24 protein-coding genes (1 of these 24 only partly in view) are annotated in these 24,198 nt (G+C 58.6%); 10 read left to right on the forward strand and 14 right to left on the reverse strand.

What is annotated here, in order from left to right:
• The 5 genes from msrP to ACYZTW_RS28550 form a co-directional block, all read right to left on the reverse strand.
• A protein-coding gene (msrP, locus tag ACYZTW_RS28530; protein WP_462002712.1) for a protein-methionine-sulfoxide reductase catalytic subunit MsrP crosses the window boundary here: on the reverse strand, nt 1-763 show its 5' portion. It extends 251 nt beyond the left edge of the window; only the first 763 of its 1,014 coding nucleotides appear in the window; its start codon is at nt 761-763; its stop codon lies off the left edge, out of view.
• A 58-nt stretch (nt 764-821) separates the two neighbouring features.
• Nucleotides 822-1,676, reverse strand: a complete 855-nt coding sequence (gene pssA, locus ACYZTW_RS28535) for a CDP-diacylglycerol--serine O-phosphatidyltransferase (protein ID WP_008156794.1) — start codon at nt 1,674-1,676, stop codon at nt 822-824.
• A 144-nt stretch (nt 1,677-1,820) separates the two neighbouring features.
• Entirely contained in the window at nt 1,821-2,837 is a 1,017-nt protein-coding gene (gene ilvC / locus ACYZTW_RS28540; RefSeq protein WP_007948647.1) for a ketol-acid reductoisomerase, read from the reverse strand.
• Nucleotides 2,838-2,885: 48 nt separating this feature from the next.
• Complete coding sequence (gene ilvN, locus ACYZTW_RS28545) at nt 2,886-3,377, reverse strand: acetolactate synthase small subunit (protein WP_003176102.1); 492 nt, start codon at nt 3,375-3,377, stop codon at nt 2,886-2,888.
• A 2-nt stretch (nt 3,378-3,379) separates the two neighbouring features.
• Complete coding sequence (locus ACYZTW_RS28550) at nt 3,380-5,104, reverse strand: acetolactate synthase 3 large subunit (protein WP_140893792.1); 1,725 nt, start codon at nt 5,102-5,104, stop codon at nt 3,380-3,382.
• 400 nt (nt 5,105-5,504) lie between these two features.
• Between ACYZTW_RS28550 and ACYZTW_RS28555 the strand changes: the two genes are divergently transcribed.
• The gene (locus ACYZTW_RS28555; RefSeq protein ID WP_462002713.1) at nt 5,505-5,921 is read left to right on the forward strand and encodes a DUF4124 domain-containing protein; all 417 of its coding nucleotides are present in this window, start codon (nt 5,505-5,507) and stop codon (nt 5,919-5,921) included.
• A gap of 126 nt (nt 5,922-6,047) precedes the next feature.
• Here ACYZTW_RS28555 and ACYZTW_RS28560 read toward each other — a convergent pair whose 3' ends face one another.
• From ACYZTW_RS28560 to mrcB, 3 genes are read right to left on the reverse strand one after another with little or no spacing between them, the layout of a single operon-like run.
• Nucleotides 6,048-6,383 carry a YqcC family protein gene (locus ACYZTW_RS28560; protein WP_462005856.1) on the reverse strand — a complete coding sequence of 112 codons (336 nt, stop codon included), beginning with the start codon at nt 6,381-6,383 and terminating at the stop codon, nt 6,048-6,050.
• Nucleotides 6,383-7,117, reverse strand: coding sequence for a tetratricopeptide repeat protein (locus ACYZTW_RS28565; protein WP_462002714.1), 735 nt, complete (start codon nt 7,115-7,117; stop codon nt 6,383-6,385). Before ACYZTW_RS28565 ends, ACYZTW_RS28560 begins: the two co-directional genes overlap by 1 nt.
• Nucleotides 7,118-7,133: 16 nt before the next feature.
• Nucleotides 7,134-9,458 (reverse strand): penicillin-binding protein 1B, encoded by a 2,325-nt coding sequence (mrcB, locus tag ACYZTW_RS28570; protein WP_462002715.1) that lies wholly within the window; start codon nt 9,456-9,458, stop codon nt 7,134-7,136.
• 118 nt (nt 9,459-9,576) lie between these two features.
• Here mrcB and ACYZTW_RS28575 point away from each other — a divergent pair, with 118 nt between their 5' ends.
• The 4 genes from ACYZTW_RS28575 (at nt 9,577) to ACYZTW_RS28590 (ending at nt 12,903) form a co-directional block, all read left to right on the forward strand.
• Nucleotides 9,577-11,133, forward strand: coding sequence for a bifunctional aminoglycoside phosphotransferase/ATP-binding protein (locus ACYZTW_RS28575; protein WP_462002716.1), 1,557 nt, complete (start codon nt 9,577-9,579; stop codon nt 11,131-11,133).
• A 91-nt stretch (nt 11,134-11,224) separates the two neighbouring features.
• Nucleotides 11,225-11,569: a pentapeptide repeat-containing protein gene (locus ACYZTW_RS28580; protein WP_462002717.1), complete on the forward strand. Its 345-nt coding sequence runs from the start codon at nt 11,225-11,227 to the stop codon at nt 11,567-11,569.
• A gap of 245 nt (nt 11,570-11,814) precedes the next feature.
• Complete coding sequence (locus tag ACYZTW_RS28585; RefSeq protein WP_003228231.1) at nt 11,815-12,087, forward strand: TfoX/Sxy family protein; 273 nt, start codon at nt 11,815-11,817, stop codon at nt 12,085-12,087.
• 15 nt (nt 12,088-12,102) lie between these two features.
• Complete coding sequence (locus ACYZTW_RS28590; protein WP_462002718.1) at nt 12,103-12,903, forward strand: Crp/Fnr family transcriptional regulator; 801 nt, start codon at nt 12,103-12,105, stop codon at nt 12,901-12,903.
• A gap of 233 nt (nt 12,904-13,136) precedes the next feature.
• Here ACYZTW_RS28590 and ACYZTW_RS28595 read toward each other — a convergent pair whose 3' ends face one another.
• The 4 genes from ACYZTW_RS28595 to ACYZTW_RS28610 are packed head-to-tail and all read right to left on the reverse strand — an operon-like array spanning nt 13,137 to nt 16,683.
• Nucleotides 13,137-13,988, reverse strand: coding sequence for a ChaN family lipoprotein (locus tag ACYZTW_RS28595; RefSeq protein WP_462002719.1), 852 nt, complete (start codon nt 13,986-13,988; stop codon nt 13,137-13,139).
• 21 nt (nt 13,989-14,009) lie between these two features.
• Nucleotides 14,010-14,777 (reverse strand): heme ABC transporter ATP-binding protein, encoded by a 768-nt coding sequence (locus tag ACYZTW_RS28600; protein ID WP_462002720.1) that lies wholly within the window; start codon nt 14,775-14,777, stop codon nt 14,010-14,012.
• Nucleotides 14,777-15,760, reverse strand: coding sequence for a FecCD family ABC transporter permease (locus ACYZTW_RS28605; protein ID WP_462005857.1), 984 nt, complete (start codon nt 15,758-15,760; stop codon nt 14,777-14,779). Before ACYZTW_RS28605 ends, ACYZTW_RS28600 begins: the two co-directional genes overlap by 1 nt.
• A gap of 50 nt (nt 15,761-15,810) precedes the next feature.
• Nucleotides 15,811-16,683, reverse strand: coding sequence for a heme/hemin ABC transporter substrate-binding protein (locus tag ACYZTW_RS28610; RefSeq protein ID WP_462002721.1), 873 nt, complete (start codon nt 16,681-16,683; stop codon nt 15,811-15,813).
• Between the two features lie 166 nt (nt 16,684-16,849).
• Between ACYZTW_RS28610 and ACYZTW_RS28615 the strand changes: the two genes are divergently transcribed.
• Nucleotides 16,850-17,167 carry a Rieske (2Fe-2S) protein gene (locus ACYZTW_RS28615; protein WP_462002722.1) on the forward strand — a complete coding sequence of 106 codons (318 nt, stop codon included), beginning with the start codon at nt 16,850-16,852 and terminating at the stop codon, nt 17,165-17,167.
• Here the strand turns inward: ACYZTW_RS28615 and sfsA are convergent.
• Nucleotides 17,164-17,877, reverse strand: a complete 714-nt coding sequence (sfsA, locus tag ACYZTW_RS28620; RefSeq protein WP_462002723.1) for a DNA/RNA nuclease SfsA — start codon at nt 17,875-17,877, stop codon at nt 17,164-17,166. The two genes, ACYZTW_RS28615 and sfsA, sit on opposite strands and share 4 nt — an antisense overlap.
• On the reverse strand, nt 17,877-19,049 hold the full coding sequence (locus tag ACYZTW_RS28625; RefSeq protein WP_462002724.1) for a pyridoxal phosphate-dependent aminotransferase: 1,173 nt from the start codon (nt 19,047-19,049) through the stop codon (nt 17,877-17,879). The genes sfsA and ACYZTW_RS28625 overlap by 1 nt, the downstream gene beginning before the upstream one ends.
• A gap of 332 nt (nt 19,050-19,381) precedes the next feature.
• Between ACYZTW_RS28625 and dksA the strand changes: the two genes are divergently transcribed.
• The 4 genes from dksA (at nt 19,382) to ACYZTW_RS28645 (ending at nt 24,186) form a co-directional block, all read left to right on the forward strand.
• Entirely contained in the window at nt 19,382-19,822 is a 441-nt protein-coding gene (gene dksA, locus ACYZTW_RS28630; RefSeq protein WP_007902025.1) for an RNA polymerase-binding protein DksA, read from the forward strand.
• A 275-nt stretch (nt 19,823-20,097) separates the two neighbouring features.
• The gene (gluQRS, locus tag ACYZTW_RS28635) at nt 20,098-20,994 is read left to right on the forward strand and encodes a tRNA glutamyl-Q(34) synthetase GluQRS (RefSeq protein ID WP_462002725.1); all 897 of its coding nucleotides are present in this window, start codon (nt 20,098-20,100) and stop codon (nt 20,992-20,994) included.
• 77 nt (nt 20,995-21,071) lie between these two features.
• Nucleotides 21,072-21,248, forward strand: coding sequence for a hypothetical protein (locus ACYZTW_RS28640; protein ID WP_003176118.1), 177 nt, complete (start codon nt 21,072-21,074; stop codon nt 21,246-21,248).
• On the forward strand, nt 21,232-24,186 hold the full coding sequence (locus ACYZTW_RS28645; RefSeq protein ID WP_462002726.1) for a sensor histidine kinase: 2,955 nt from the start codon (nt 21,232-21,234) through the stop codon (nt 24,184-24,186). The genes ACYZTW_RS28640 and ACYZTW_RS28645 overlap by 17 nt, the downstream gene beginning before the upstream one ends.
• The last annotated feature ends 12 nt before the right edge of the window (nt 24,187-24,198 follow it).

Raw genomic sequence — 24,198 nt, forward strand, 5'->3', positions numbered from 1 at the left:
TGATGCTCTTGAAGCCGTATTTCCACGGAACCACCAAACGCAGAGGCGCGCCGTTCTGATTAGGCAACTCCCGTCCATACATACCCACAGCAAGAATCGCCAACGGGTTCATCGCCTCATCCAGACGCAGCCCTTCCACATAAGGCCAGTCGATCAAGGCAAAACCGGAACGTTGCCCGGGCATGCTCTTGGGATCTTCCAGGGTTTCGAAGCGAATGAATTTGGCTTTGGAAGTCGGCTCGACTTCCTTGAGCAAGGCCGAGATGGGAAACCCGATCCATGGAATGACCATCGACCAGGCCTCTACACAGCGAAGACGGTAGATGCGCTCCTCCAACTGATAAGGCTTCATGAAGTCTTCCAGTGCATACCGTCCCGGCTTGCCCACCTCCCCGTCTACTACCACGCTCCAAGGCTCGGTTTTCAGCGCGCCGGCGTTGGCGGCTGGATCACCTTTATCGGTGCCGAACTCGTAGAAGTTGTTGTAATGGGTCGCATCCTTGAATGGCGTGATCGCCTCATCCTTGACGTTGACCGCCCCCCATTTGGTAGAAGGCAGTTTTTCGGCAAACCAGGAAGGCGCCTTGCCAGGCTCGACATCCGCATAACGCGCAGCATCCTCAGCACTGGCCCAACGCGGCAGACTGCTCACAGCCAAACCGGCAACGGCGGCACCGAGAACATTGCGACGTGATAGATAGAAGGACTCAGGCGTGACGTCCGACTCATGGCAGTCAGACGCTTTGGAGACTTTGATCAGCATGACAACTCCGCAGCATTGGAGAACAGATGCACCAATAGACTGCGGAGTATGAGGGAAGTTAAGCGTTTTTGTGCCGACGAAGACGTAACAGATATTGAACCGGGCCAGAGGCTGCATAAGCGAGGAAAACCAGCAGCAGGATGCGCGGCGGATCACTGAAAACCACGGCAAACACCAACACCACGGCGAGAATCGCCACGAAAGGTACACGCCCCTTCAAGTCCAGCTCCTTGAAGCTGTTGTACTTGATGTTGCTGACCATCAGCATGCCGGCGGCAGCGACCATCAGCGCAACCAGGAACGACATCTTCGAGCCCTGAATGCCGTAATCACTGAACGCCCAGACAATGCCTGCGACAACACCAGCAGCAGCCGGACTGGCCAGACCGATGAAGTAGCGCTTGTCCGCAGTGCCGACCTGGGTATTGAAACGTGCCAGACGCAACGCCGCGCCTGCTACATAAATGAAGGCGACCATCCAGCCGACCTTCCCCATGTCACCCAAGGCCCAACCGAACGCCAGCAATGCCGGCGCGACACCAAAGGCGACCATGTCCGACAGCGAGTCGTACTCGGCACCGAAGGCGCTCTGGGTATTGGTCATACGGGCAACGCGACCATCGAGGCCGTCGAGTACCATTGCGACAAAAATCGCGATCGCTGCAAAAGCAAAATACTTGCTCGCACCAATCGAATCACCGGCACTCAAGGCGCTCTGGGCACTCATCGAGTTGATGATGGAATAAAACCCTGCGAACAGATTCGCAGTGGTGAACAGATTCGGCAGAAGATAGATACCACGATGCCGGACTTTACGACCTTCAGCGTCATGCCCTTCCTCGATGTGTTCATCGATGGGCAGCAGGCTTTCGGCGTCAGAAGCCTGGTTTGGCTCTTCGGGACGTTCGCTCATGGACATTACCTTGCAACGGGGTGGAAAGTTTGGACAGGTGTCTGGGACGACGGTTCGACCGCAAACGATGCAGCTTTATACCAGAACCGGTCACCCAAACGAAAAAACGCGGCCTAGGCCGCGTTTTTCGTACAAGTGCGCGACTTAGTTTTTAGCTTTGTCGACGATCTTGTTGGCACCGATCCACGGCATCATGGAGCGCAGTTGCTCGCCGATGATTTCGATACCGTGAGCGGCGTTGTTACGACGCTTGGCGGTCATCGAAGGATAGCCGGTAGCGCCTTCGCTGATGAACATCTTGGCGTATTCGCCGTCCTGAATACGTTTCAGGGCGTTGCGCATAGCCTGACGGGATTCGGCGTTGATCACTTCCGGACCGGTCACGTACTCGCCGTATTCAGCGTTGTTGGAGATCGAGTAGTTCATGTTGGCGATACCGCCTTCGTACATGAGGTCAACGATCAGCTTCAGTTCGTGCAGGCATTCGAAGTAGGCCATTTCTGGCGCGTAGCCAGCTTCAACCAGGGTTTCGAAACCGGCTTTAACCAACTCAACGGTACCGCCACACAGAACGGCTTGTTCGCCGAACAGGTCGGTTTCGGTCTCGTCCTTGAAGGTGGTTTCGATGATGCCGGTACGACCGCCACCAACGCCAGCGGCGTAAGACAGCGCAACGTTTTTGGCGTTGCCGGAAGCATCCTGATAGATAGCGATCAGGTCAGGAATGCCGCCGCCTTTGACAAACTCGGAACGCACGGTGTGGCCCGGCGCTTTCGGCGCGATCATGATCACGTCGAGGTCAGCGCGCGGAACAACCTGGTTGTAGTGGATCGCGAAACCGTGGGAGAAGGCCAGGGTGGCGCCTTTCTTGATGTTCGGCTCGATTTCGTTCTTGTACAGAGCGGACTGGAACTCGTCCGGGGTCAGGATCATGACCAGGTCGGCAGCCGCTACGGCGGAAGCAACGTCGGTCACTTTCAGGCCATGAGCTTCGGCTTTGGCAACAGTGGCCGAACCTTTACGCAGACCAACAGTAACGTCAACGCCGGAGTCTTTCAGGTTGCACGCTTGAGCGTGGCCCTGGGAACCGTAACCGATGATGGCAACTTTCTTGCCCTGGATGATCGACAGGTCGCAGTCTTTTTCGTAATAAACTTTCATGAAATTCCCCTATATATCCAGGCCGTTCAGGCCATTCGCTAATTTGGTTTAGATGCTGAGTACTTTGTCGCCGCGGGCAATACCGGTTACGCCGCTGCGGACGGTTTCCAGAATCGAGGCGGTGCCAATGGACTGAATGAAGCTGTCGAGCTTATCGCTGGTACCGGTCAATTGAACGGTATACACGCTAGCGCTGACGTCAACGATCTGCCCACGATAAATATCGGTAGTGCGTTTGATCTCGGCGCGCTGGGCGCCGGTGGCCTTGACCTTGACCAGCATCAGTTCGCGCTCGATGTGAGCACTCTCCGACAGGTCGACCAGCTTGACCACTTCGATCAGCTTGTTCAGGTTTTTGGTGATTTGCTCGATAACCTCATCGTGGCCAACCGTGGTCAGCGTCAGACGCGACAGGGTCGGGTCTTCGGTAGGTGCCACGGTCAGGCTTTCGATGTTGTAGTTGCGCTGCGAGAACAGGCCGACTACACGAGACAGAGCACCCGGTTCGTTTTCCAGAAGCAAGGAAATAATGTGCCGCATGATTATGTACGCTCCGTCTTGCTCAGCCACATATCGCGCATGGAGCCGTCTTTGATCTGCATCGGATAGACGTGCTCGCCAGCGTCGACTTTGATGTCGATGAACACAAGGCGATCCTTCATGGCGAACGCTTGCTCCATCATCGGCTTCAAATCTTTCAAGTCCGTGATGCGCATACCGACGTGACCGTAGGCTTCAGCCAACTTGACGAAGTCCGGCAACGATTCCATGTAGGAGTGTGAGTGACGCGCGCCATAGCTCATGTCCTGCCACTGACGGACCATGCCGAGCACACCGTTGTTGAGCAGGATGATTTTCACCGGCAAGTCATGCTGCAAGCAGGTCGACAGCTCCTGGATATTCATCTGGATGCTGCCTTCACCGGTCACACACGCCACATCAGCGTCCGGGAAGCTCAGTTTCACGCCCATTGCTGCCGGGAAACCGAAGCCCATCGTGCCCAGACCACCGGAGTTGATCCAGCGATTTGGCTTGTTGAAGCGGTAGTACTGCGCCGCGAACATTTGGTGCTGACCCACGTCGGAAGCCACATAGGCATCGCCCTTGGTCACTTCGTACAGAGTTTCAATCACGGTCTGCGGCTTGATGATACTGCCGTCACCCTTGTTGTAAGGGAACATGTCGCGATCACCGCGCCACTCTTCAACTTGCTTCCACCAGGCAGCGACCGAGTCCTTGTTAGGGGTCTCGCCGATTTCCTTGAAGGTAGCGACCATTTCGGTCAATACACTTTCCACCGGACCTACGATAGGAACATCGGCCTTGATGGTCTTGGAGATCGAAGCCGGGTCGATATCGATGTGGATGATCTTGGCACTTGGGCAGAACTTCGACGCGCCGTTGATAACACGGTCATCGAAACGCGCGCCGACTGCCATGATCACGTCCGCATGGTGCATCGCCAGGTTGGCGGTGTAGCTGCCGTGCATACCCAGCATGCCAAGGAACTGGCGGTCGCTGCCCGGATAGGCGCCAAGGCCCATCAAGGTATTGGTGACCGGCGCGTTCAGCAGTTGCGCCAACTCGGTCAATGGCTCGGAGCCGTTACCCAGAATGACGCCACCGCCGGCATAGATGATCGGCCGCTTGGCCGCCAACAACATTTCCACGGCTTTGCGGATCTGCCCCGAGTGACCACGAACCGCCGGGCTGTAGGAACGCAGCTTGGCTTTTTTCGGGAAGATGTATTCGAATTTCTCGGCCGGGTTGGTCATGTCTTTCGGAATGTCGACAACGACAGGACCAGGACGACCGGACTGCGCCAGGTAGAAGGCCTTTTTCATGACTTCCGGGATTTCCGACGCATGCTTGATCATGAAACTGTGTTTCACGATCGGCCGGGAAATACCGATCATGTCGGTTTCCTGGAACGCGTCAGTACCGACCATGGTGCTAGGCACCTGGGCGGTCAGGATCACCATTGGGATCGAGTCCATGTACGCGGTGGCAATACCGGTAATCACGTTGGTCGCGCCGGGACCTGAAGTCACCAGTACGACGCCAGCCTTGCCGGTTGCGCGCGCATAGCCGTCAGCCATGTGAGTGGCAGCCTGCTCATGACGTACGAGAATATGTTGAACGGCTGGTTCTTTGAACAGCGCGTCATAGATATGCAATGCGGCACCACCCGGGTACCCATAGATATACTTGACGCCTTCGTCACGCAAAAAGCGGACGATCATCTCACCGCCAGATAAAAGCTCCACGTTGTTCACCTCTAAAACGCCAGAATACCGCCCACATAACAGAGGACGGGTCTTAATAGGTTTACTTCTCAGCAGAGCATGAGCGACGGTGGTCGCCGACTACGTCAGCACTGACTGAGCAAGTATTGGGATCGTCCCAAGTGTTGCGGGCCTTTCCCACCCAGCGCGAGGTAACGCGTTGCGGGTGTAACAGGTCGGCGCGGATGTGCGCCTCATGATCTGCTGAGCGGGTCTGCTTCTGGCAGTCCCTCTACAGCGGACTTTGGATTCTTCTGTTTCGTCCTCTCCAAGTCAAGTCGTCTATGTGCTTTATTGAAGTAAGCACATGAGAAAGCAAGAAAAAACCGCTAAACAGCAACTGTGTTAGCTTCAATTGCGCAACCCATGACAAGGAAAAGGCATGCGAACGATCTTCTTCATGGTCACTCTGCTGATCAGCCCTTTATGCATGGCCGCTCAGATCTACAAGTGGGTCGACGCTCAGGGCATTACCCACTTCGACGCCCAACCACCCCAAGACCGGGAAGCCACCACCGTGGTCACACCCTCCGCGCCAGCCAGCAACCAGGCCCCACTGCCACGCAGCGGCGCCATTGGCGATCAACAGGCCATCGACAAAAAAGTGAAAAAGCAGGTCGCCGAACAGCAAGCCCAGCTGAAAGTGTTCTGCGAACAGGCGCGAACGAACCTGGCTCAACTGCAGAACAATCCGCGAATACGGGAGGATGTCGAAGGTGAGACGCGCCGCCTGACCGACCAGCAACGTCAGGAGCGCATTGGTGAAGCACAGAAACAGATTGCGAATAACTGCCAGTAGATACCTGTAGGAGCTGTCGAGTGAAACGAGGCTGCGATCTTTTGATGTTGCTTTAAAAACAAGATCAAAAGATCGCAGCCTCGTTTCACTCGACAGCTCCTACATAGCTCCTACAAAGGATCGGAGTTAGCGGGAGGCTGTGATCAGTAGGTCAAACTCTTTGAGCAGTACCTGCAGCTGCCGGTCCTTGCCCTGGACATTACGGGCGGCGAAGACCATTTCGGCCATCTCCTGAATTCCCGAAGCGTTTGGCAAGGGCAGATTCTGCTCGAGGATCACCTTCATCCGCGGAAGGAAGATCCATTGCAGCCACTGCTCGAAATCCAGCGTGTCGACCGAGAATGGCTCGACGCTGGAAAGCGCTTCGGCGGAGGGCGAGACTTCGTCCCACCATCCCTGAACCCGCAGCTCGCGCTCGATCAACAGCAGCTGTTCGGCAATCTTCGGAAAGCGTGCATCCATCACAGCGAAACCTTGGCCTTCTGACGAGCCAATGCTGCACCCGCGGAATCACCCTGTTTCTCACGCGCCTGAGCGATCAATTCCCACAGGCTGGCCTGAAGTGCCGGGCGACCATTGGCGAAGGTCAGGCCACGACGAGCAAACTGCTCGGCTTGTGGCGCATCGCCTTGAGCCATGCGCACCTGAGCCAGACGGTAAAGCACTTGCGGCTCACGTGGCGCGACACGCTGGGCGCGCTCGAGGCTGGAGGAAGCACCGTTGAGATCACCGCTCGCCTGTTGCTGCTGAGCAGTAGTCAGCAAGGCCAGAACCGGACCGTCCAATTGCTCGTCGGCAGACAAGCCACCAGAATTCGCCGAAGGAATTCCGCTCGGCGTCGACGGCATGCTGTAGCTGCCCTGATTGATCGGTGCCGACTGGACCGGCGCATTATCGATCGGCCCCGGGGTAATCGGGCCTGGCGTGATCGGTGCAGTGCTGATCGGTGCCGACGTCACCGCGCCGCCACCTGGCACCATCACGACTACACCCGTGTCACCTTGTGGAATCGCCTGAGTTTGGGCTTGCGCAGGACGTTTAGTTGTCGTCTGACGGAAACCGCCATTCGCCTGAATCCGCTCACTGTTCGAAACGCCGCTACCAGAATCCACAACCGGAATCGAACCACGTTGTACGGTGGAGCAACCGCTGAGCAAAGCCACGGCGGTAACCGCTGGAATCAACCACTTGTTCACTTGAAACCCTCTTTGCTTAATTCATCCAGCCTTTGACCCAATCCATCACCGTTTCAACGGAAGCAGGAACTCCGCCACCGCAAGCGGCGCCGGGAGGCGGTTCACTGCCGCGAATATACGGCATCTGCACCGCACCTGGACAGTTAGCATCAGAGCCTTGTCCGGTACGCGAATCTACCCAGGCCTGAACAATATTGTCTGGCTGCGGCATGTCCAGCGGCAACGGATCGGCCTTGCGCATGAAACTGGTCCAGACCTGCAGCGCACCGGTGGCACCGGTGAATGGTGTCTTGCCGTTGTCATCGCGACCCAGCCAGACCACTGCCAGCAGGTCCTGACTGAAACCGGCGAACCAGCTGTCCCGCGAATCGTTACTGGTGCCGGTCTTGCCGGCCAGCGTCAGGGTTTTTGGTAACACGTTGTAAACCGAACTGCCGGTACCTTCACGCATGACCCGCTGCATGGCGCTCTGGATCAGGTAAATGGAGGCCGGATCGAAACGTTGCTGAATCTGGAACGGATAACGCTTGAGCGGTTCGCCTTCGGCGGTCAATACGCTACGGATCCCGCGCATCGGCGTATTGAAACCACCATTGGCCAGGGTCTGGTACATGGTCGCCACTTCGATCGGGGTCATTCCACCGGCCCCCAGCAACATCGACGGGAATGCCGGAAACTCTCGAGTTATGCCCAGGCGCCCCAAGGTCTTCAGGACATTCGGCACGCCCACCGCCAACCCGAGACGGGCGGTCGACAGGTTGTAGGAATGTGCCAGGCCCTGGTACAGGAAAACGGTGCCATGGGAACGACGATCATAGTTCTGCGGTTTCCAGACCTGACCGTCCGCGCCTTTGATCGAGAAAGATTCGTCCGACAGCCAACTGGTCAATGTGTACTGACTCGGCTTCTCAAGGGCTGTCAGATACACCGCCGGCTTGATCAACGAACCGATCGGTCGTACGGCATCCAGTGCACGGTTGAATCCGGCAAAACTCGCCTGACGACTGCCGATCATGGCCTGGACTTCGCCGGTTTCCGGATTGGTCACGACCATGGCGGCTTCAACGTCATCGGAGCCTTTGCGTCCGGCCAGACGTTTGAAGGTGTCGTTGACCGACGCTTCGGCTTTCATCTGCAGGATCGGGTCGAAGCTGGTGAAGATCCGCAAGCCTTCCTCGGTCAAATCTTCGTCGCGATAGTCTTCGCGCAACTGACGCTTGACCAGATCGAGGAAGCCGGGGAACGAGCTGTCGGCCAGCTTGCCGCGAGTCGTCACACCCAGTGGCATTTTCTTCGCAGCAGCGACCTGATCGGCGGTGGCAACACCTTGTTGCTCAAGTACATCGAGCACGAGATTGCGCCGTTCAAGCGCCCGTTCAGGGTTGCGACGAGGGTTGTAATAGGACGGCCCCTTGACCATGCCCACCAGCATCGCGACTTGATGCAGCTTCAGTTCAGACAACGGCTGCCCGAAGAAAAACTGGCTTGCCAAGCCGAAACCGTGCACCGCGCGCTGCCCATCCTGACCGACGAACACTTCATTGAGGTAAGCCTCAAGAATTTCTCGTTTGTCGTAATGCAGCTCAAGCAACATCGCCATCATGGCTTCGGTGAGTTTACGGGTCAGGCTGCGTTCGCTGGTCAGGTAGAAGTTCTTGACCAATTGTTGCGTCAGCGTACTGCCGCCCTGGGTCATCTTGCCGCCAGAGGTGTTGACATAGATGGCTCGGGCAATCGACTTGGGCGACACGCCCCAGTGGCTGTAGAAATCCCGGTCTTCCACAGCGACCAGTGTTTCCAGCAAATACGGCGGGACCTGATCAATTTTGATCAAAATGCGATCTTCGAGATTTTTCGGGTAAATCCCGCCAATCAGTAGCGGTTCCAACCGCACCACAGAGAGTTTCGAACCGTTGGTCGCCGAAAGTTCGGCCACGTAGTCGCCAGAGAAACGCACCCGTACTGGTTGCGCTTGCTCCATGCCTTCATAGAACTGGAAGCCACGGGTATTCAAGTCGACGGTATTGCCGCTGACCGCCGCCGCGCCGGGTCCATTGCTCACGCTTTCACGTCGATAGCCCAAGGCATCGAGCTCGGTCAGAAAATCGTCCTTGCTGAGCTTTTGTCCGACGAACAGCTCCAGCGGGCGTGCGTACACCTTGGCCGGAATGGTCCAACGCTTGCCGGAGAACTTCTCCTGGACGATCGCGTCGAGGTAAACCGCGAACCCGGCCAGCACCACAAGGCCGACCAGACTGAGTTTAAGGGCCCAGCCCAGCCAGGGGCGCAGGCCCTTGGAAGGTGGTTTTTTTGGGGTGCGGGGGGATCGAGTACGAGTCATGGCGGCGGATTATACGCACTTTATTCATACTCAACAGGAGCCCTCCGAGGTTTGCGTCAGACGGACTTGCGGCCATAATGACGGCCGTGAATTTTCCCCAGACTCTGAAGGATCGCCTGTGAGCCAGTCCCTGATCGCTGCCCTGCAAAACCCGGCCCTCTACCCGCATCCCGTAGACGGGTTCCAGGTCATCGAAACCCATATTTCCTGGGTAATCCTCACCGGCCCCTTTGCTTATAAAGTGAAAAAGCCAGTGAATTTCGGCTTCCTGGATTTCACCAACCTCGACGCTCGCAAGCATTTTTGCGGGGAAGAGCTGCGTCTTAACCAGCGCCTGACCAATGATTTGTACCTCGAAGTGCTGCCAATCACCGGCAGCGCCGAAGCCCCACAACTGGGCGGCGAGGGTCCGGTCGTCGATTACGCACTGAAAATGCGTCAATTCCCACAGAGCCAGCTGCTCAGCACGCTGCAAGCCAACGGCGAATTGACCCCCTTGCACATCGACGAGATGGCCGCGCAGATCGCCCAATTCCACCTCAGCGCACCGAAAGTGCCTGCCGAACACGAAGCCGGCACGCCGGACAGCGTGATGGCGCCGGTGCGCCAGAACTTCGAACAGATCCGCCCGTTCCTCAGCGACAAGGTCGATCTGCTGCAACTTGATGCGCTGCAAGCCTGGGCCGAAAGCAGCTTCGAACGCCTCAAGCCACTGTTCGCCCAGCGCAAGGCCGACGGTTTCATCCGCGAATGCCACGGTGACATCCACCTGGGCAACGCCACCGTGATCGACGGCAAGGTCGTGATCTTCGACTGCATCGAGTTCAACGAACCGTTCCGCTTCACCGACGTTTACGCCGACACCGGTTTCCTGGCGATGGACCTGGAAGACCGCGGCCTGAAGAGTCTGGCGCGTCGCTTCATCAGCCAATACCTGGAACTGACCGGCGATTACCAGGGCCTTGAGTTGCTGAACTTCTATAAAGCCTACCGCGCACTGGTTCGCGCCAAGGTCAGCCTGTTCAGCATGCCGGCCGAGGCCGACCCGGTGCAGCGAGCCACCACCCTGCGCCAGTACCGCAATTACGCCAACCTGGCGGAAAGCTACAGCACCATTCCTTCGCGCTTCATGGCCATCACCCACGGTGTTTCTGCCGTCGGCAAGAGCCACGTGGCCATGCGTCTGGTGGAAGCGTTGGGCGCCATTCGCCTGCGTTCCGATGTAGAGCGCAAACGTCTGTTCGGCGAACAAACCATGCCAAACGACCCTCAGGCCGGCATCTATAGTGCCGACGCCAGCGCCGCCACTTACACCCGCCTGCATGAAATTGCCACCGTGATCCTGCGCGCTGGTTTCCCGGTGGTAGTCGATGCCACTTACCTCAAGCGCGACCAGCGTGACGGCGCAGCGAAAATTGCCGAAGCCACCGGCGCGCCCTTCCTGATCCTCGATTGCAATGCGCCGCAAGCGGTGATCGAGAGCTGGCTGGCTCTGCGTAAGGCAGAAAAAAAGGACCCGTCCGACGCCAACCTGGCCATTATCGAAGCCCAGCAAGCCACTCGTGAGGCTCTGACGCCAGCAGAGATTCTCTGCAGCAAACGCATTCAGACCAATGAAAGCGGAACCCTCGACACCGTCGTTGCACAGATTCGCCAGCGCCTGCCGGGTCTGTAAGAAACTATTTCAGCCGTGAAGCCTTCGCTGGCTTCACGACTGCCAAATAGTGGCACTATAATGGCGTCACAAAACCAACAGGTGATGTGACATGAGCCAGCCGAAACTTCTCGACACCCCGCTTTATGCGTTGCTGCACAAAGACGACATCACAGGTTTCAACAACGAGCGCCCCAAAGACGGACCTATCGACATGGTCGGTGGCGATTTCCGGGGACTGGATCTGCGTGAACTGAACGCCGACGGCGTCGACTTTACCGATGCCTATTTCCGCTCCGCCGACTTGCGCGGCATCGACTTTCGCAACGCTTCCCTGCAAGGCGCGAGCCTTGCTCACGCACAGATCTCAGGCGCCTACTTCCCGCCAGAACTGAGTGCTGACGAGATCCTGATGTCGATGAATTTCGGTACACGCCTGCGATATCGCACCCGCTGAATGCGACCTTTGACTGACACGTTCGGCGCCCCCGCTTTGCGCTGAACGCCGGGCTTGTTTTGCCTGGAAACCTGATTCCGCCGCCCTCTCTTCCTACCGCGTTCGCGGACTGTCATGCAGCTTCGGGACTTCGTCTCTTAGAAGCTTTTGCGTCGAAACCGACCAAACAATCACGCTTTTCCTACTGATGGCTACACTCCTGAGAGGCTCGCCCACGCACCGTTCGGCCGTCGCAAGGAGGCTTGATGAATGATGAACTGCAGCACCTGAAGAATCTTGGCAAGACGTCGGCGCAGTGGCTGCATGCCGTGGGCATCCACAGCGCCTCGGACTTGCGTCGCCTGGGGGCGGTGGATGCTTATCGGGCCGTGCGCACGCGCGGGTTTCGGGCGTCCAAGGTGTTGTTGTATGCCATCGAAGGTGCCCTGATGGATGTGCACTGGAATGACATTCCCGCCGAGCGCAAGGACGCCTTGAACAAACAGCTGGAAGCTATCTCGTCACGTCACAAGAACTGAACGGACGCAGCAGCCATGTACCTACTTGGGGAACAACCGGCTTACGCCGACGCGCTGATCAACCGACTGCAACATATTCCCGTCCGGCTGCTGGAAGGTTTGATGCCCTGCGGACCGAGCCTGGAATTTTCAGCCGTCGATGATCTGGCCGTCCTGTTACCCGGCAATCAACTGTTTGTGCTGAACAATGGCCTGCTGCATGGATGCATCGACGATCGGGCATTGTTCTATCTGCACGAGGGAGATCTGATCGGCTTGCGCCAGGGAGTGGAATTACCGCGCTGCCGCTTTCGCAGCGACAGCCCTCTGGCACTGACGCCTTACCTGCGATCCGAGGTTTTTCAGCATATCTATGCTGACCCGGAGCGTTCGGAGTTGTTCGTTCAATACATGGCGGGTCAGTCCGCCCTGCTGTCCGACGCCGTCGCCCGCCTGAAACAACCTGAGTTTCAAAGCACCAATGGCTTTCAGCGGGTGGCCAGTGGCAAAGTGTTGATCCGTCAGGGCGATGAGCCGGATCACGTGTTCGTCATCATTGATGGCCACGCCGAAGCCTTTGTCGACGGGCATAAAGTCGGCGATGTACCCAAGGACGAAATTTTCGGTGCCATGGCGGTGTTCACTGGCGAGAAGCGTAACGCCAGCGTGATCACCAGCGAACCCAGCACCGTCATGTTGATCCCCAAGGACCTGTTTCTCAGCCTGACCCAAAGCAATCCGAAGATCGCCCATAGCCTGATCGTGAGCATGGCCCGACGTATCGACCTGCTGAACAAGCAGATCACTCAGCTGAGTTCGCTCAACCGCACAGGCTGAAACCCAATGATTACGGGCGTTTCAAACGAACGGACAACGTATTTCAAATAATTGAGAAATCAGCGGTTGACTTGGTAATGAGAATCGCTATGATTATCACAACTGGTCGCGAGACTGGTCGATATTTGAAAAGCCCTTGGTTCGGACTCTCAGATATCTCCTCATCAGGCTAATCACGGTTATTTGACCCGGCTCTTGCCGGGTCTTTTTTTGCCTGGAGAAAAGTCGTTCGATCACTTGCCAAATTGCTTACGCATTTGCGCGCAGTAATCCTGCGGCGGCGTGGCAGGCGTGTACCAGACGTAATCAGCCATGGCCGGGGTGACCTCGCCACCCTGCTCCGCCAGCATCAACACCGCAGGCGCCTGAGGCGCTCCCAGATCAAGCACATGAATCGGCACGCCGACATCCTTGCGCGCATGATAAGCGCCGGCAAATAGCAGTGAAGGCGTGGGTGCAGCCAGCAGGCGTTCGGCCATCCGTCGGTCACGTTGCTGCTGGACCGCCAGCATCGCCGGCATCTGCGATTTCGGCAGCAGGCCGCAGTGGGAGTCGCTGACTTGCTCCAGTAACTTGTCCTTGACTGCAGCTGCGTTGGAACGCGAACCACTCAATGCCGGAGGATTGGCGTAAACGGCACGGATTTCAGACGTGTCCAGATTGGCTGCCAGCAGCGGGTATGGCTGGGTCAGGGCGAAACGAACGATCGGCCCGTACAGATTCCAGTCCCAACCAGACTGCCAGGCTAATGCACCGGGTAAATCCACCGGTGGTGTCGAGGCGTGACGAACGTCATCGACGCGCAGCTGTTGATCCGGCGTGAGCATTTCCAGCAGCAGACTGCCTTGAGGTCGCCGCTCACTTAGCGACTGCAATAACCACAATTGCAGTTGATGGTGATCGCGATTGTCATGTTGCTCGCCCACGATCAGCCGTGAAGGCGACTCCAACCGCTCAACCAGTTCCTCTGCCGTGAGGGTCTGACCGCTGCGCAAGTCCCGAATCTCGCCGACAACCGGTGGAGGAGCAGAAACATGCTGACAGGCACTCAGCATCAGCAAGACCAGCATCAAAAACCCACGCATGTGTTCATCCCTATAAAAAGCTCAGCGGGCGATGATTAGCGGATGCCCACGCTCCGGGTGTTGCTGCACCAGCACTTCCAGCCCGAACACTGCCTTGAGTGGTTCGGGGCGCAACACCTGCTCCGGTGTATCGAGCGCCACCGGGCGACCGCCTTCGAGCAATAACAGGCGATCACAATAGCGCGCTGCCAGGTTCAGATCATGCAGGATCACCAGCACCGCCGCGCCACGATTGGCGAACTCGCGTACGGCTTGCAACGTGGTGTGCTGATGAAGCGGGTCGAGCATCGACGTTGGCTCATCGAGCAACAACGTTTGCCCCGCTTCGCCCGGCCAGAGCTGCGCCAGAACCCGCGCCAGATGCACCCGCTGACGTTCGCCACCGGACAAGGCCAGATAGCTGCGGCCACTCAAATGCCCGGCATCGGCAGCCTGCAATGCCGCGGCAACGATCTCGTCATCGCGGACCCGACCGCTTTGATGCGGCAAGCGGCCCATGCCGACCACTTCTTCGACACGAAAGGCGAAGTCCAGGGTCGACACCTGCGGCAATACCGCCAAACGCTGTGCTCGCGTCGCTCCGGTCCAGTCGCTCAACTTGCGCTCGTCGAGCCAGACGCTGCCATGATGAGCCTGTAACTCGCCGCACAAGGCGCCGAGCAAGGTGCTCTTGCCGGCACCGTTAGGTCCCAGCACACCGAGGACTTCGCCTGGTTTGAGCTCAAGCGTAATGTCAGTCAGGACAATCTTTCGGCCCCGACGGATTTGCAGATTCTGCGTTCGCAACATCAGGCACGCCCTCTGAGCAATAAATACAGAAAGAACGGCGCCCCGATAAAAGCCGTGACGATCCCGATCGGCAATTCGGCCGGTGCCAAGGCCAGTCGCGCCACCAGATCGGCAAACAACAAAAGACTGGCACCCGCCAATACTGAGGCCGGCAACAGCACCCGATGATCGGGGCCGGCCATCAGTCGCACCAGATGCGGCACCACCAGACCGACAAACCCGATCATCCCCGCCGCAGCCACCGCAGCACCGACACCCAGCGCCGTGCAAAACACCAATTCGCGCTTGAGCCCTTCGACGTCGATGCCCAAGTGACCGGCCTCCGATTCCCCCAGCAACAACGCATTCAAGGCCTTTGCCCGGCGCGGCAGCCACAACGCCACGCCGACACTGATCAGCAGCAATGGCCACAGCCGCGAATAGCTGGCGCCATTGAGACTACCCAGGTTCCAGAACGTCAGGGTGCGCAGCGTCGCGTCATCCGCCAGATAGGTGAACAGCCCCACGGCGGAGCCGGCCAGCGCAGTCAACGCAATACCGGCCAACAACATGGTCGCGACATGGGTCTGCCCGTTGCGCCGGCCCAGTCGATACACCAACGCCGTCACGCCGAGCCCGCCGAGAAACGCGCACAGCGATAACAGATAAGCCCCGAAAGATTCAGGCAGACCGCCAAACACAGAGCCACCGACGATCGCAATTGCCGCGCCCAATGCTGCACCGCTGGAGACGCCGACCAGCCCCGGATCGGCCAGGGGATTACGAAACAACCCCTGCATCGCCACGCCGGACAATGCCAACACACCTCCCACGGCCAAACCCAACAAGGTTCGCGGCAAGCGAATCTGCCCGAGGATCAGCTCGGCCTGTTCGAGTCCGTCGGGCGCGATCGGTACACCCACCAGCCGCAGGGCTGCACGCAAGGTGTCGAACAACGGCAAGCTCACCGGCCCTAGCGCCAACGACAGCCAGATGGCCAGCAAACACAGCAGGATCAGACCAATGAATAAAGCGCGGGGTTTAACCAGGATGGTCATTGGCCGGCCGTACCGGGGTAAAAAGCGTCAGACAGTTTTTTCAACTCATCGGGTAACCGCGGCCCCAAGCCCCCCACCAACAACGTCGGATCAAGCTCCATGACTCGCCCGTCCTTGGCCGCGCGAGTCGAGGACAGGATCGGGTTCTCCTTGAACAACGCCGCACGGGCCGCATCGCCGGTCAGTGCGCGATCGGCAAACACCAGCACCTCAGGATCCAGACTGACCAGGGACTCCACAGAAAACGGTTTGTAGCCGGTATGCGTGGCCAGATTGTGCCCACCGGCCTGTTGCAGCAACCAATCGGCGGCAGTGTCCTTGCCGGCGATGAGTGGTTTGCCGCCCGCGTGGCCAAGCAACAACAACACGCCCGGCGATTTTTCCTTCAACTGTGCCCGAGTGACCCGGATCTTTTGTTGATCGAGTTGCCGTTGATAAGTCTGAAACACCTGCGAAGCCTGATCTTCAGCGCCAAGCAACTTGCCCAGACGCTGCAAATTGCCCTGCAACGTCGGCAGATCCGGCTGGGCCGAGAACAGTTCGACCTGCACGCCTGCACTGCGAACCTGCGAAAGTACCGGTGGCGGTCCCATCTCCTCGGTGCCGACCAGTATCTGCGGGCGTAAGCTCAAGATGCCCTCCGCCGACAACTGCCGCTGATACCCGATGCTCGGCAATGCCTTGAGCGATTCCGGGTGCTGACTGGTGGTGTCGACACCCACCAGTTTCGATTCACCGCCCAGCGCGCTGATCCATTCCGATAAAGCGCCACCGGCACAGACCCAACGTTGTGGCAACTCGGCCGCTGCGGCATGGTGGCTGACGAAGAGTCCGACACAGAGCGCAGCAACGCGGGTACTCAGGCGCATAAACAGCTTCCTTCAAGGGTTTTCCCGGGCATCGAGATGACAGGCCAAGTATCCTCGGCATCTGGCACCTGGACCCAACAGGCAAGGCAGCCATTTGATAATTGTTTGCATTTGAACGTCAAGCTCGGACATATCCAGTCACGAGCCGCAGGACTTGAGGATAGACATGAAGTTTCTTTGTGCAGGCGTTGAGCTGGCCGACGCCAGCAGTCGCGGCTTCGACATCGACGGCCAGAAGCTCTTTGCCGTGCGCCGTGGCGGCCAGGTCTACGTCTACGTCAATCGCTGCCCGCACCGTGGCGTCGGACTGGAATGGAAGCCCGACCAGTTTCTCGACCCCAGCAACAGCCTGATCCAGTGCGCGACCCACGGCGCACTGTTTCTGATCGAAGACGGCGAATGCGTCGCCGGCCCTTGCGCCGGGCAGTCCCTGACCACCGTCGCCTGCCGCGAAGACGAGCAAGGGATCTGGGTCAGTCTTTAGCCATTCAGCAACACATCCAGACGCCGATCGACCACCATTTCTTCGTGGGTCAAGTGCACGCCATAGGCCAGCACCTCGACCCCGCACGACACCGCCTCACGCAAGGCTGCGGCGTAGGCCGAATCGATTTCTTCTGCAGGACGCACGGCGTCGATGCCGGTGAGATTGACGCAATACAACTGCACCGCACGAATTCCATCCCGGGCCAGATGCGCCAATTCGCGCAAATGCTTGGCTCCGCGCTGGGTCACTGCATCGGGAAATGCCGCCACCGGAGAACCATCGAAGCCCAGGGTGACGCTTTTGACTTCTACATAAGCCGGCCCGCTCGGGTAATCGAGACGGAAATCGATGCGGCTGCTTTCCTGACCGTAGGCCACCTCGCGCTTCAGCTCGGTAAAGCCGTTCAGTTCGGTGATGACGCCAGCTCGCAGTGCTTCTTCGATCAAGCCGTTGGCCCGTCCGGTATTCACACAAAACAAGCGTCCCTGCGGGGTTTCGCCGATTTCCCAGGTACCCGGCAACTTGCGCTTGGGGTCGTTGGAACGGCTGAACCAGACCTGCCCGCCTTCGACCTGGCAATTGAGCATCGAGCCGGTGTTCGGGCAGTGAATGGTCAGCAATTCGCCGTTAACGGTTTCGATATCGGCGAGAAAACGCTTGTAACGACGAATCAAACGACCTTCTTCGAGTGGCGGATGAAAACGCATCAGCCTTGCCAGCTCTTCAAGCCGCGCGCAATCCGCTCGACCGCTTCCTGTAGGCGCGGAAGACTTTGCGTGTAGGCAAACCGCACATGGTGGCCGGCCTGATAACGACCGAAGTCCAGACCCGGAGTAATCGCCACGTGTTCGGTTTCGAGAAAATGTCGGCAGAACGCGAAGGCATCGCCGCCGAACTTGCTGATATCGGCATACAAGTAGAACGCGCCTTCAGGTTCAACGGCGATACCAAAGCCCAGCGCTCGAAGGGCTGGCAGCAGGAAATCCCGACGACGGCCGAATTCGGCACGACGTTCTTCCAGAATGCTGATTGTGGCCGGTTCGAAGCAGGCCAGAGCGGCGTGCTGAGCCATGCTCGGGGCGCTGATGTAGAGGTTCTGGGCGAGTTTTTCCAGCTCACCGACCGCCGCTTCCGGCGCCACCAGCCAACCGAGACGCCAACCGGTCATGCCAAAATATTTGGAAAAACTGTTCAGCACAAAGGCACTGTCATCGACTTCCAGCACGCTGGCCGCATCGGTGCCGTAAGTCAGTCCGTGATAGATCTCGTCCACCACCAGATGACCGTGACGCTCTTTGATCGCGGCAGACAGGCCCGCCAGCTCATCGCGGGTCAGGATCGTCCCGGTCGGGTTGGCTGGCGACGCCACCAGGGCACCGACGCTGTCGTGGTCCCAATGGCGCGCAATCAGGTCCGGCGTCAGTTGATAGCGCACGTCCGGACCTACAGGGACAAGCTGCGCCGCGCCTTCCACCAACCGCAGGAAATGCCGGTTGCAGGGATAGCCTGGGTCCGCCAGCAGCCAGTGCTTGCCCGGATCCACCAACAAGGCGCTGGCCAGCAGCAGCGCACCAGAACCGCCAGGCGTGATGAGGATTCGCTGCGGGTCGATGCTCAAACCGTAACGCTGCTGATAAAAGCCGGAAATGGCCTCACGCAACTCGGGAATGCCGCGCGCGGCGGTGTAACGGGTCTTCCCCGCCGTCAGGGCGGCCTGGCCGGCCTGAATGATCGGCTCGGCGGTGGTGAAGTCGGGTTCGCCGATTTCCAGGTGGATCACGTCGTGGCCAGCGGCTTGCAGTTCATTGGCCCGCGCCAGCAGCGCCATGACATGGAAAGGTTCGATCGCGCGACTGCGGGCACTGTAGGACTGAGCCATTAGCCTTCCTTCAACGGGGAAAAAAACCAATTCTACCCAAGCGCAGGAACGAGCGAGAACCTAAAGCGGTCAGACCGTTATAACGCTGGTCTCAAACGACTCAAGCGTGTGCCCCAGGTTTGACTAAAATCAATAATTGATCAGGTCTCCAGCGCCACCAGACAAGGCTTTGCAATCATTTGCAAGCACAGCGGGCCACTACCTCGACATCCGGGAGTAGCGCGGTCCGATTTGATCTGGTAAGTTCGCCCGCTTGCAGCCGCAGGGCCGGCAGGTGTCGGTGATGGAGCAATCCTGCGCAATGGATTACAAGAGTAGAGGCGGTCCATTTCATGCCCACCCAAGCAAAGCAGCAAAACCAGTCGATCAGCGGCTTCGAACCCTACAAAGAAGTAAAGGGCGAGGAATACATGGGCAAGCCCATGCGCGCTCACTTCACCAAGATCCTGAATAAGTGGAAACAGGACTTGATGCAGGAAGTCGACCGTACGGTTGATCACATGAAAGACGAAGCGGCCAACTTCCCGGACCCGGCAGACCGTGCCAGCCAGGAAGAAGAATTCAGCCTCGAGCTGCGTGCCCGCGACCGCGAGCGCAAGTTGATCAAAAAGATCGACAAGACGCTGCAACTGATCGAAGACGAAGAATATGGCTGGTGCGAGTCCTGCGGCGTCGAAATCGGCGTCAAGCGACTGGAAGCCCGCCCTACCGCCGACATGTGCGTTGACTGCAAGACCCTGGCGGAAATCAAGGAAAAGCAAGTCGGCAAGTAATCTCGACTTGAACGAAAAACGGAGCGTGCGAACGCTCCGTTTTTGTTTCTGACATTTACCCCAGCAGAAAACCTGTGGGAGGGAGCCTTTGTGGCGAGGGGATTTATCCCCGTTGGGTCGCGTAGCGGCCCCAAACTCTGTAATCGCGATGCGCCAGATAGAACGCATCCACCGGGTTTACGACTGCTCCGCAGCCGAACGGGGATAAATCCCCTCACCACAAAGGCTCGCTCCCACAGGGACTTGCGCATGACCAGACAAAGTAAACTTTCCCCATGACCGCCATCGCCTCCCCTACCTACATCGGGCGCTTCGCCCCCACGCCCAGTGGACATCTGCATTTCGGTTCGCTGGTCGCAGCGCTGGCCTCGTACCTCGACGCGCGCTCGGTGGGTGGCCGCTGGCTGATGCGCATGGAAGATCTCGATCCGCCACGGGAAGAGCCCGGCGCTCAAGCGGCGATCCTTAAAGCCCTGGAAAGCTACGGTTTCGAGTGGGATGGCGAAATGGTCCGACAGAGTGACCGGCACGATGCCTACGCCGAAGTCCTCAATCGCCTGTTCAACCACGGTCTTGCCTATGCGTGCACCTGTTCGCGCAAAACACTTGCGCCCTATCACGGGATTTATCCGGGGCTGTGCCGCAACGCCGGCCACGGCACCAAAGATGCTGCGATTCGCCTGCGTGTCCCCGAGCTGGAATACCACTTCATCGACCGGGTGCAAGGCGAATACCGCCAACACCTGGGCCGGGAGGTCGGCGATTTCGTGATCCGTCGCCGCGACGGGCTCTACGCCTATCAACTGGCGGTGGTGCTGGACGATGCCTGGCAAGGCATTACCGATATCGTCCGTGGCGCCGACTTGCTCGACTCCACACCGCGCCAGCTCTACCTGCAAGAACTGCTAGGCCTGCCGCAACCGCGGTATCTGCATATCCCGCTGATTACCCAGCCTGATGGCAACAAACTCGGTAAGTCCTACCGTTCTCCGCCGTTGACCGAAGATCAGGCAACCCCCTTGTTGCTGCGTGCGTTACGCGCATTGGGGCAGAACCCCGGTGCCGAGCTGGCTTACGCCACACCACGGGAAGTGCTGAACTGGGGCATTGCCCACTGGGATGCAGTGTTGATCCCGCGCACACTCAACCTGCCCGAAGCGCAACTACAGTGATCACACTTGCAGTGGCGCGCCCATCCGTTACCATCGCCGCACGTTTTCGGGCACGCGCATAAAAAAGAGAGGCCGGGATGTACATCTATCGCTTGGTCCTGCTCCTGGTAGTGGGGATTTATCTGTTCTCCCCGGCCATCATGGATTGGTGGATCGACGCCACTGGCGCCTGGTATCGCCCTTATCTGCTCTGGCTGATTCTGATCGTCGTGACCTTCATCCTGCAGAGCCAAAAAGATGCCGATGAGCTTTAGCCTGACCCAGATGATCCTGATCAGCGCCGCGTACCTGGCGGTGCTGTTCGGCGTAGCCTGGGTCAGCGAACGGGGCATGATCCCCCGGGCGATCATTCGCCACCCGCTGACGTACACCCTGTCGCTGGGCGTTTACGCCAGTGCGTGGGCGTTTTACGGTACGGTGGGCCTGGCCTATCAATATGGCTACGGATTTTTATCCAGCTATCTGGGCGTCTCCGGCGCGTTTCTGCTGGCGCCGGTGCTTTTGTATCCGATTCTGAAGATCACCCGCACTTATCAGCTGTCGTCGCTCGCCGATCTGTTCGCCTTCCGCTTCCGCAGCACCTGGGCCGGCGCACTGACCACGATCTTCATGCTGATCGGTGTGTTGCCGTTGCTGGCGTTGCAGATTCAGGCGGTGGCCGACTCCATCGGCATCCTCACCCGCGAGCCGGTGCAACATCGCGTGGCCCTGAGCTTCTGCGCACTGATTACGCTGTTCACGATTTTCTTTGGCTCGCGCCACATCGCCACCCGCGAGAAACACGAAGGCCTGGTGTTCGCGATTGCTTTCGAGTCGGTGATCAAACTGATCGCCATCGGCGGCGTTGGCCTCTATGCGCTGTACGGCGTATTCGACGGTCCGCAACAACTGGAACTGTGGCTGCTGCAAAACCAGACCGCCCTTGCCGCTTTGCATACGCCATTGCAGGAAGGCCCATGGCGCACGTTGTTGCTGGTGTTCTTCGCCTCGGCGATTGTGATGCCGCACATGTACCACATGACGTTTACCGAAAACCTCAACCCGCGCTCACTGGTCAGTGCGAGCTGGGGCTTGCCACTGTTCCTGCTGTTGATGAGCCTGGCGGTACCGCTGATTCTCTGGGCCGGACTGAAACTCGGCGCCACCACCAACCCGGAATACTTCACGCTGGGCATTGGCATCGCCGCCAACAGCAAGGCCCTGGCGCTATTGGCCTATGTCGGTGGATTGTCGGCGGCCAGCGGGTTGATCATTGTCACCACCCTGGCGCTGTCCGGGATGGCGCTGAACCACTTGGTGCTGCCGCTTTATCAGCCGCCCGCCGAAGGCAATATCTACCGTTGGCTGAAGTGGACCCGCCGGGCGCTGATCGTCGCGATCATCATGGCCGGTTACGGTTTTTACCTGCTGCTGGGCGCGGAACAGGATCTGGCGAATCTGGGCATTGTCGCCTTCGTCGCCACCCTGCAGTTCCTGCCGGGCGTGCTGTCGGTGCTGTACTGGCCGACCGCCAACCGCCGTGGCTTCATCGCCGGTTTGCTCGCGGGGATTCTGGTGTGGCTGGTGACCATGCTGCTGCCGCTGGTCGGCAATCTGCAAGGCTTCTACATACCGCTGCTGAACATGATCTACGTGCTGGACGACACCAGTTGGCACATGGCGGCGATCGCCTCGCTGGCTGCCAACGTGCTGATGTTCACCCTGATCTCGCTGTTCACCAACGCCAGCAGCGAAGAGGCTAGCGCCGCCGAAGCCTGTGCCGTGGACAACGTGCGCCGGCCGCAACGCCGCGAACTGCACGCCGCCTCCCCCCAGGAATTCGCCACGCAGCTTGCAAAACCCTTGGGCGCCAAGGCTGCGCAGAAAGAAGTCGAACAGGCCCTGCGCGACCTCTATCTGCCTTTCGATGAGCGCCGGCCTTACGCCTTGCGCCGTTTGCGCGACCGTATCGAAGCCAACCTCTCCGGCCTGATGGGGCCGAGCGTGGCTCAGGACATGGTCGAGACATTCCTGCCTTATAAGGCCGGTGGCGAAAACTACGTCACCGAAGACATCCACTTCATCGAAAGTCGCCTCGAGGATTACCACTCGCGCCTGACAGGGCTTGCCGCCGAACTTGATGCCCTGCGCCGCTATCACCGCCAGACCCTGCAGGAATTGCCGATGGGCGTCTGCTCGCTGGCCAAGGACCAGGAAATCCTCATGTGGAACAAAGCCATGGAGGAGCTGACCGGGATTGCCGCGCAGCGCGTGGTCGGTTCGCGCCTGAGCACCATTGCCGATCCTTGGAAAGAGCTGCTGCAAGGCTTCATCAATCTGCCGGACGAGCATTTGCACAAACAGCACTTGGCCCTCGACGGCCAGACCCGCTGGCTGAACCTGCACAAAGCCGCGATCGATGAACCGCTCGCACCGGGTAACAGCGGCTTGGTGTTGCTGGTAGAAGACCTGACCGAAACCCAGATGCTCGAAGACAAACTGGTGCACTCCGAGCGTCTGGCCAGTATCGGCCGACTGGCCGCCGGCGTGGCCCATGAAATCGGCAACCCGATCACTGGCATCGCCTGCCTGGCGCAGAACCTGCGCGAAGAGCGCGAAGAAGACAGCGAACTGAAGGAAATCAGCGGGCAGATCCTGGAGCAGACCAAACGCGTGTCGCGCATCGTTCAGTCGCTGATGAGCTTCGCCCACGCCGGCAGTCATCAGCACAGTGACGAGCCCGTCTGTCTGGCGGAAGTGGCTCAGGATGCCATTGGCTTGTTGGCGCTGAACCGACGCAATTTCGAAGTGCAGTTCTACAACCTGTGCGATCCCGATCACTGGGTCGAAGGCGATCCGCAGCGACTCGCCCAAGTACTGATCAACCTGCTCTCAAACGCCCGCGACGCCTCGCCTCCCGGCAGTGCGGTGCGGGTCAAAAGCGAAGCCGGCGAACACACGGTCGATTTGATCGTGGAAGACGAAGGCAGCGGTATTCCGAAGAACATCATGGACAGATTGTTCGAACCTTTCTTCACCACCAAGGATCCTGGCGAAGGCACCGGTCTGGGCCTTGCACTGGTCTATTCCATCGTTGAAGAGCATTATGGACAAATCACCATCGACAGCCCGGCTGATGTTCAAAGCCAACGCGGCACCCGTATCCGGGTGACCTTGCCGCGTCATGTCGAAGCGACGTCCGCTGTGAACTGAGACCGTCGAGAG

It is taken from the genome of Pseudomonas sp. LB3P25 (genome assembly GCF_054897985.1).

Coding starts and splice junctions, on each gene's coding strand:
- mrcB (WP_462002715.1), bottom strand. CDS start 9,458: ATGACTCGTACTCGATCCCCCCGCACCCCAAAAAAACCACCTTCCAAG.
- ACYZTW_RS28580 (WP_462002717.1), top strand. CDS start 11,225: ATGAGCCAGCCGAAACTTCTCGACACCCCGCTTTATGCGTTGCTGCAC.
- ACYZTW_RS28585 (WP_003228231.1), top strand. CDS start 11,815: ATGAATGATGAACTGCAGCACCTGAAGAATCTTGGCAAGACGTCGGCG.
- ACYZTW_RS28560 (WP_462005856.1), bottom strand. CDS start 6,383: ATGGATGCACGCTTTCCGAAGATTGCCGAACAGCTGCTGTTGATCGAG.
- ACYZTW_RS28645 (WP_462002726.1), top strand. CDS start 21,232: ATGCCGATGAGCTTTAGCCTGACCCAGATGATCCTGATCAGCGCCGCG.
- ACYZTW_RS28610 (WP_462002721.1), bottom strand. CDS start 16,683: ATGCGCCTGAGTACCCGCGTTGCTGCGCTCTGTGTCGGACTCTTCGTC.
- ilvC (WP_007948647.1), bottom strand. CDS start 2,837: ATGAAAGTTTATTACGAAAAAGACTGCGACCTGTCGATCATCCAGGGC.
- ACYZTW_RS28615 (WP_462002722.1), top strand. CDS start 16,850: ATGAAGTTTCTTTGTGCAGGCGTTGAGCTGGCCGACGCCAGCAGTCGC.
- dksA (WP_007902025.1), top strand. CDS start 19,382: ATGCCCACCCAAGCAAAGCAGCAAAACCAGTCGATCAGCGGCTTCGAA.
- ACYZTW_RS28625 (WP_462002724.1), bottom strand. CDS start 19,049: ATGGCTCAGTCCTACAGTGCCCGCAGTCGCGCGATCGAACCTTTCCAT.
- ACYZTW_RS28600 (WP_462002720.1), bottom strand. CDS start 14,777: ATGTTGCGAACGCAGAATCTGCAAATCCGTCGGGGCCGAAAGATTGTC.
- sfsA (WP_462002723.1), bottom strand. CDS start 17,877: ATGCGTTTTCATCCGCCACTCGAAGAAGGTCGTTTGATTCGTCGTTAC.
- ACYZTW_RS28590 (WP_462002718.1), top strand. CDS start 12,103: ATGTACCTACTTGGGGAACAACCGGCTTACGCCGACGCGCTGATCAAC.
- ACYZTW_RS28640 (WP_003176118.1), top strand. CDS start 21,072: ATGTACATCTATCGCTTGGTCCTGCTCCTGGTAGTGGGGATTTATCTG.
- ACYZTW_RS28595 (WP_462002719.1), bottom strand. CDS start 13,988: ATGCGTGGGTTTTTGATGCTGGTCTTGCTGATGCTGAGTGCCTGTCAG.
- ilvN (WP_003176102.1), bottom strand. CDS start 3,377: ATGCGGCACATTATTTCCTTGCTTCTGGAAAACGAACCGGGTGCTCTG.
- gluQRS (WP_462002725.1), top strand. CDS start 20,098: ATGACCGCCATCGCCTCCCCTACCTACATCGGGCGCTTCGCCCCCACG.
- pssA (WP_008156794.1), bottom strand. CDS start 1,676: ATGAGCGAACGTCCCGAAGAGCCAAACCAGGCTTCTGACGCCGAAAGC.
- ACYZTW_RS28555 (WP_462002713.1), top strand. CDS start 5,505: ATGCGAACGATCTTCTTCATGGTCACTCTGCTGATCAGCCCTTTATGC.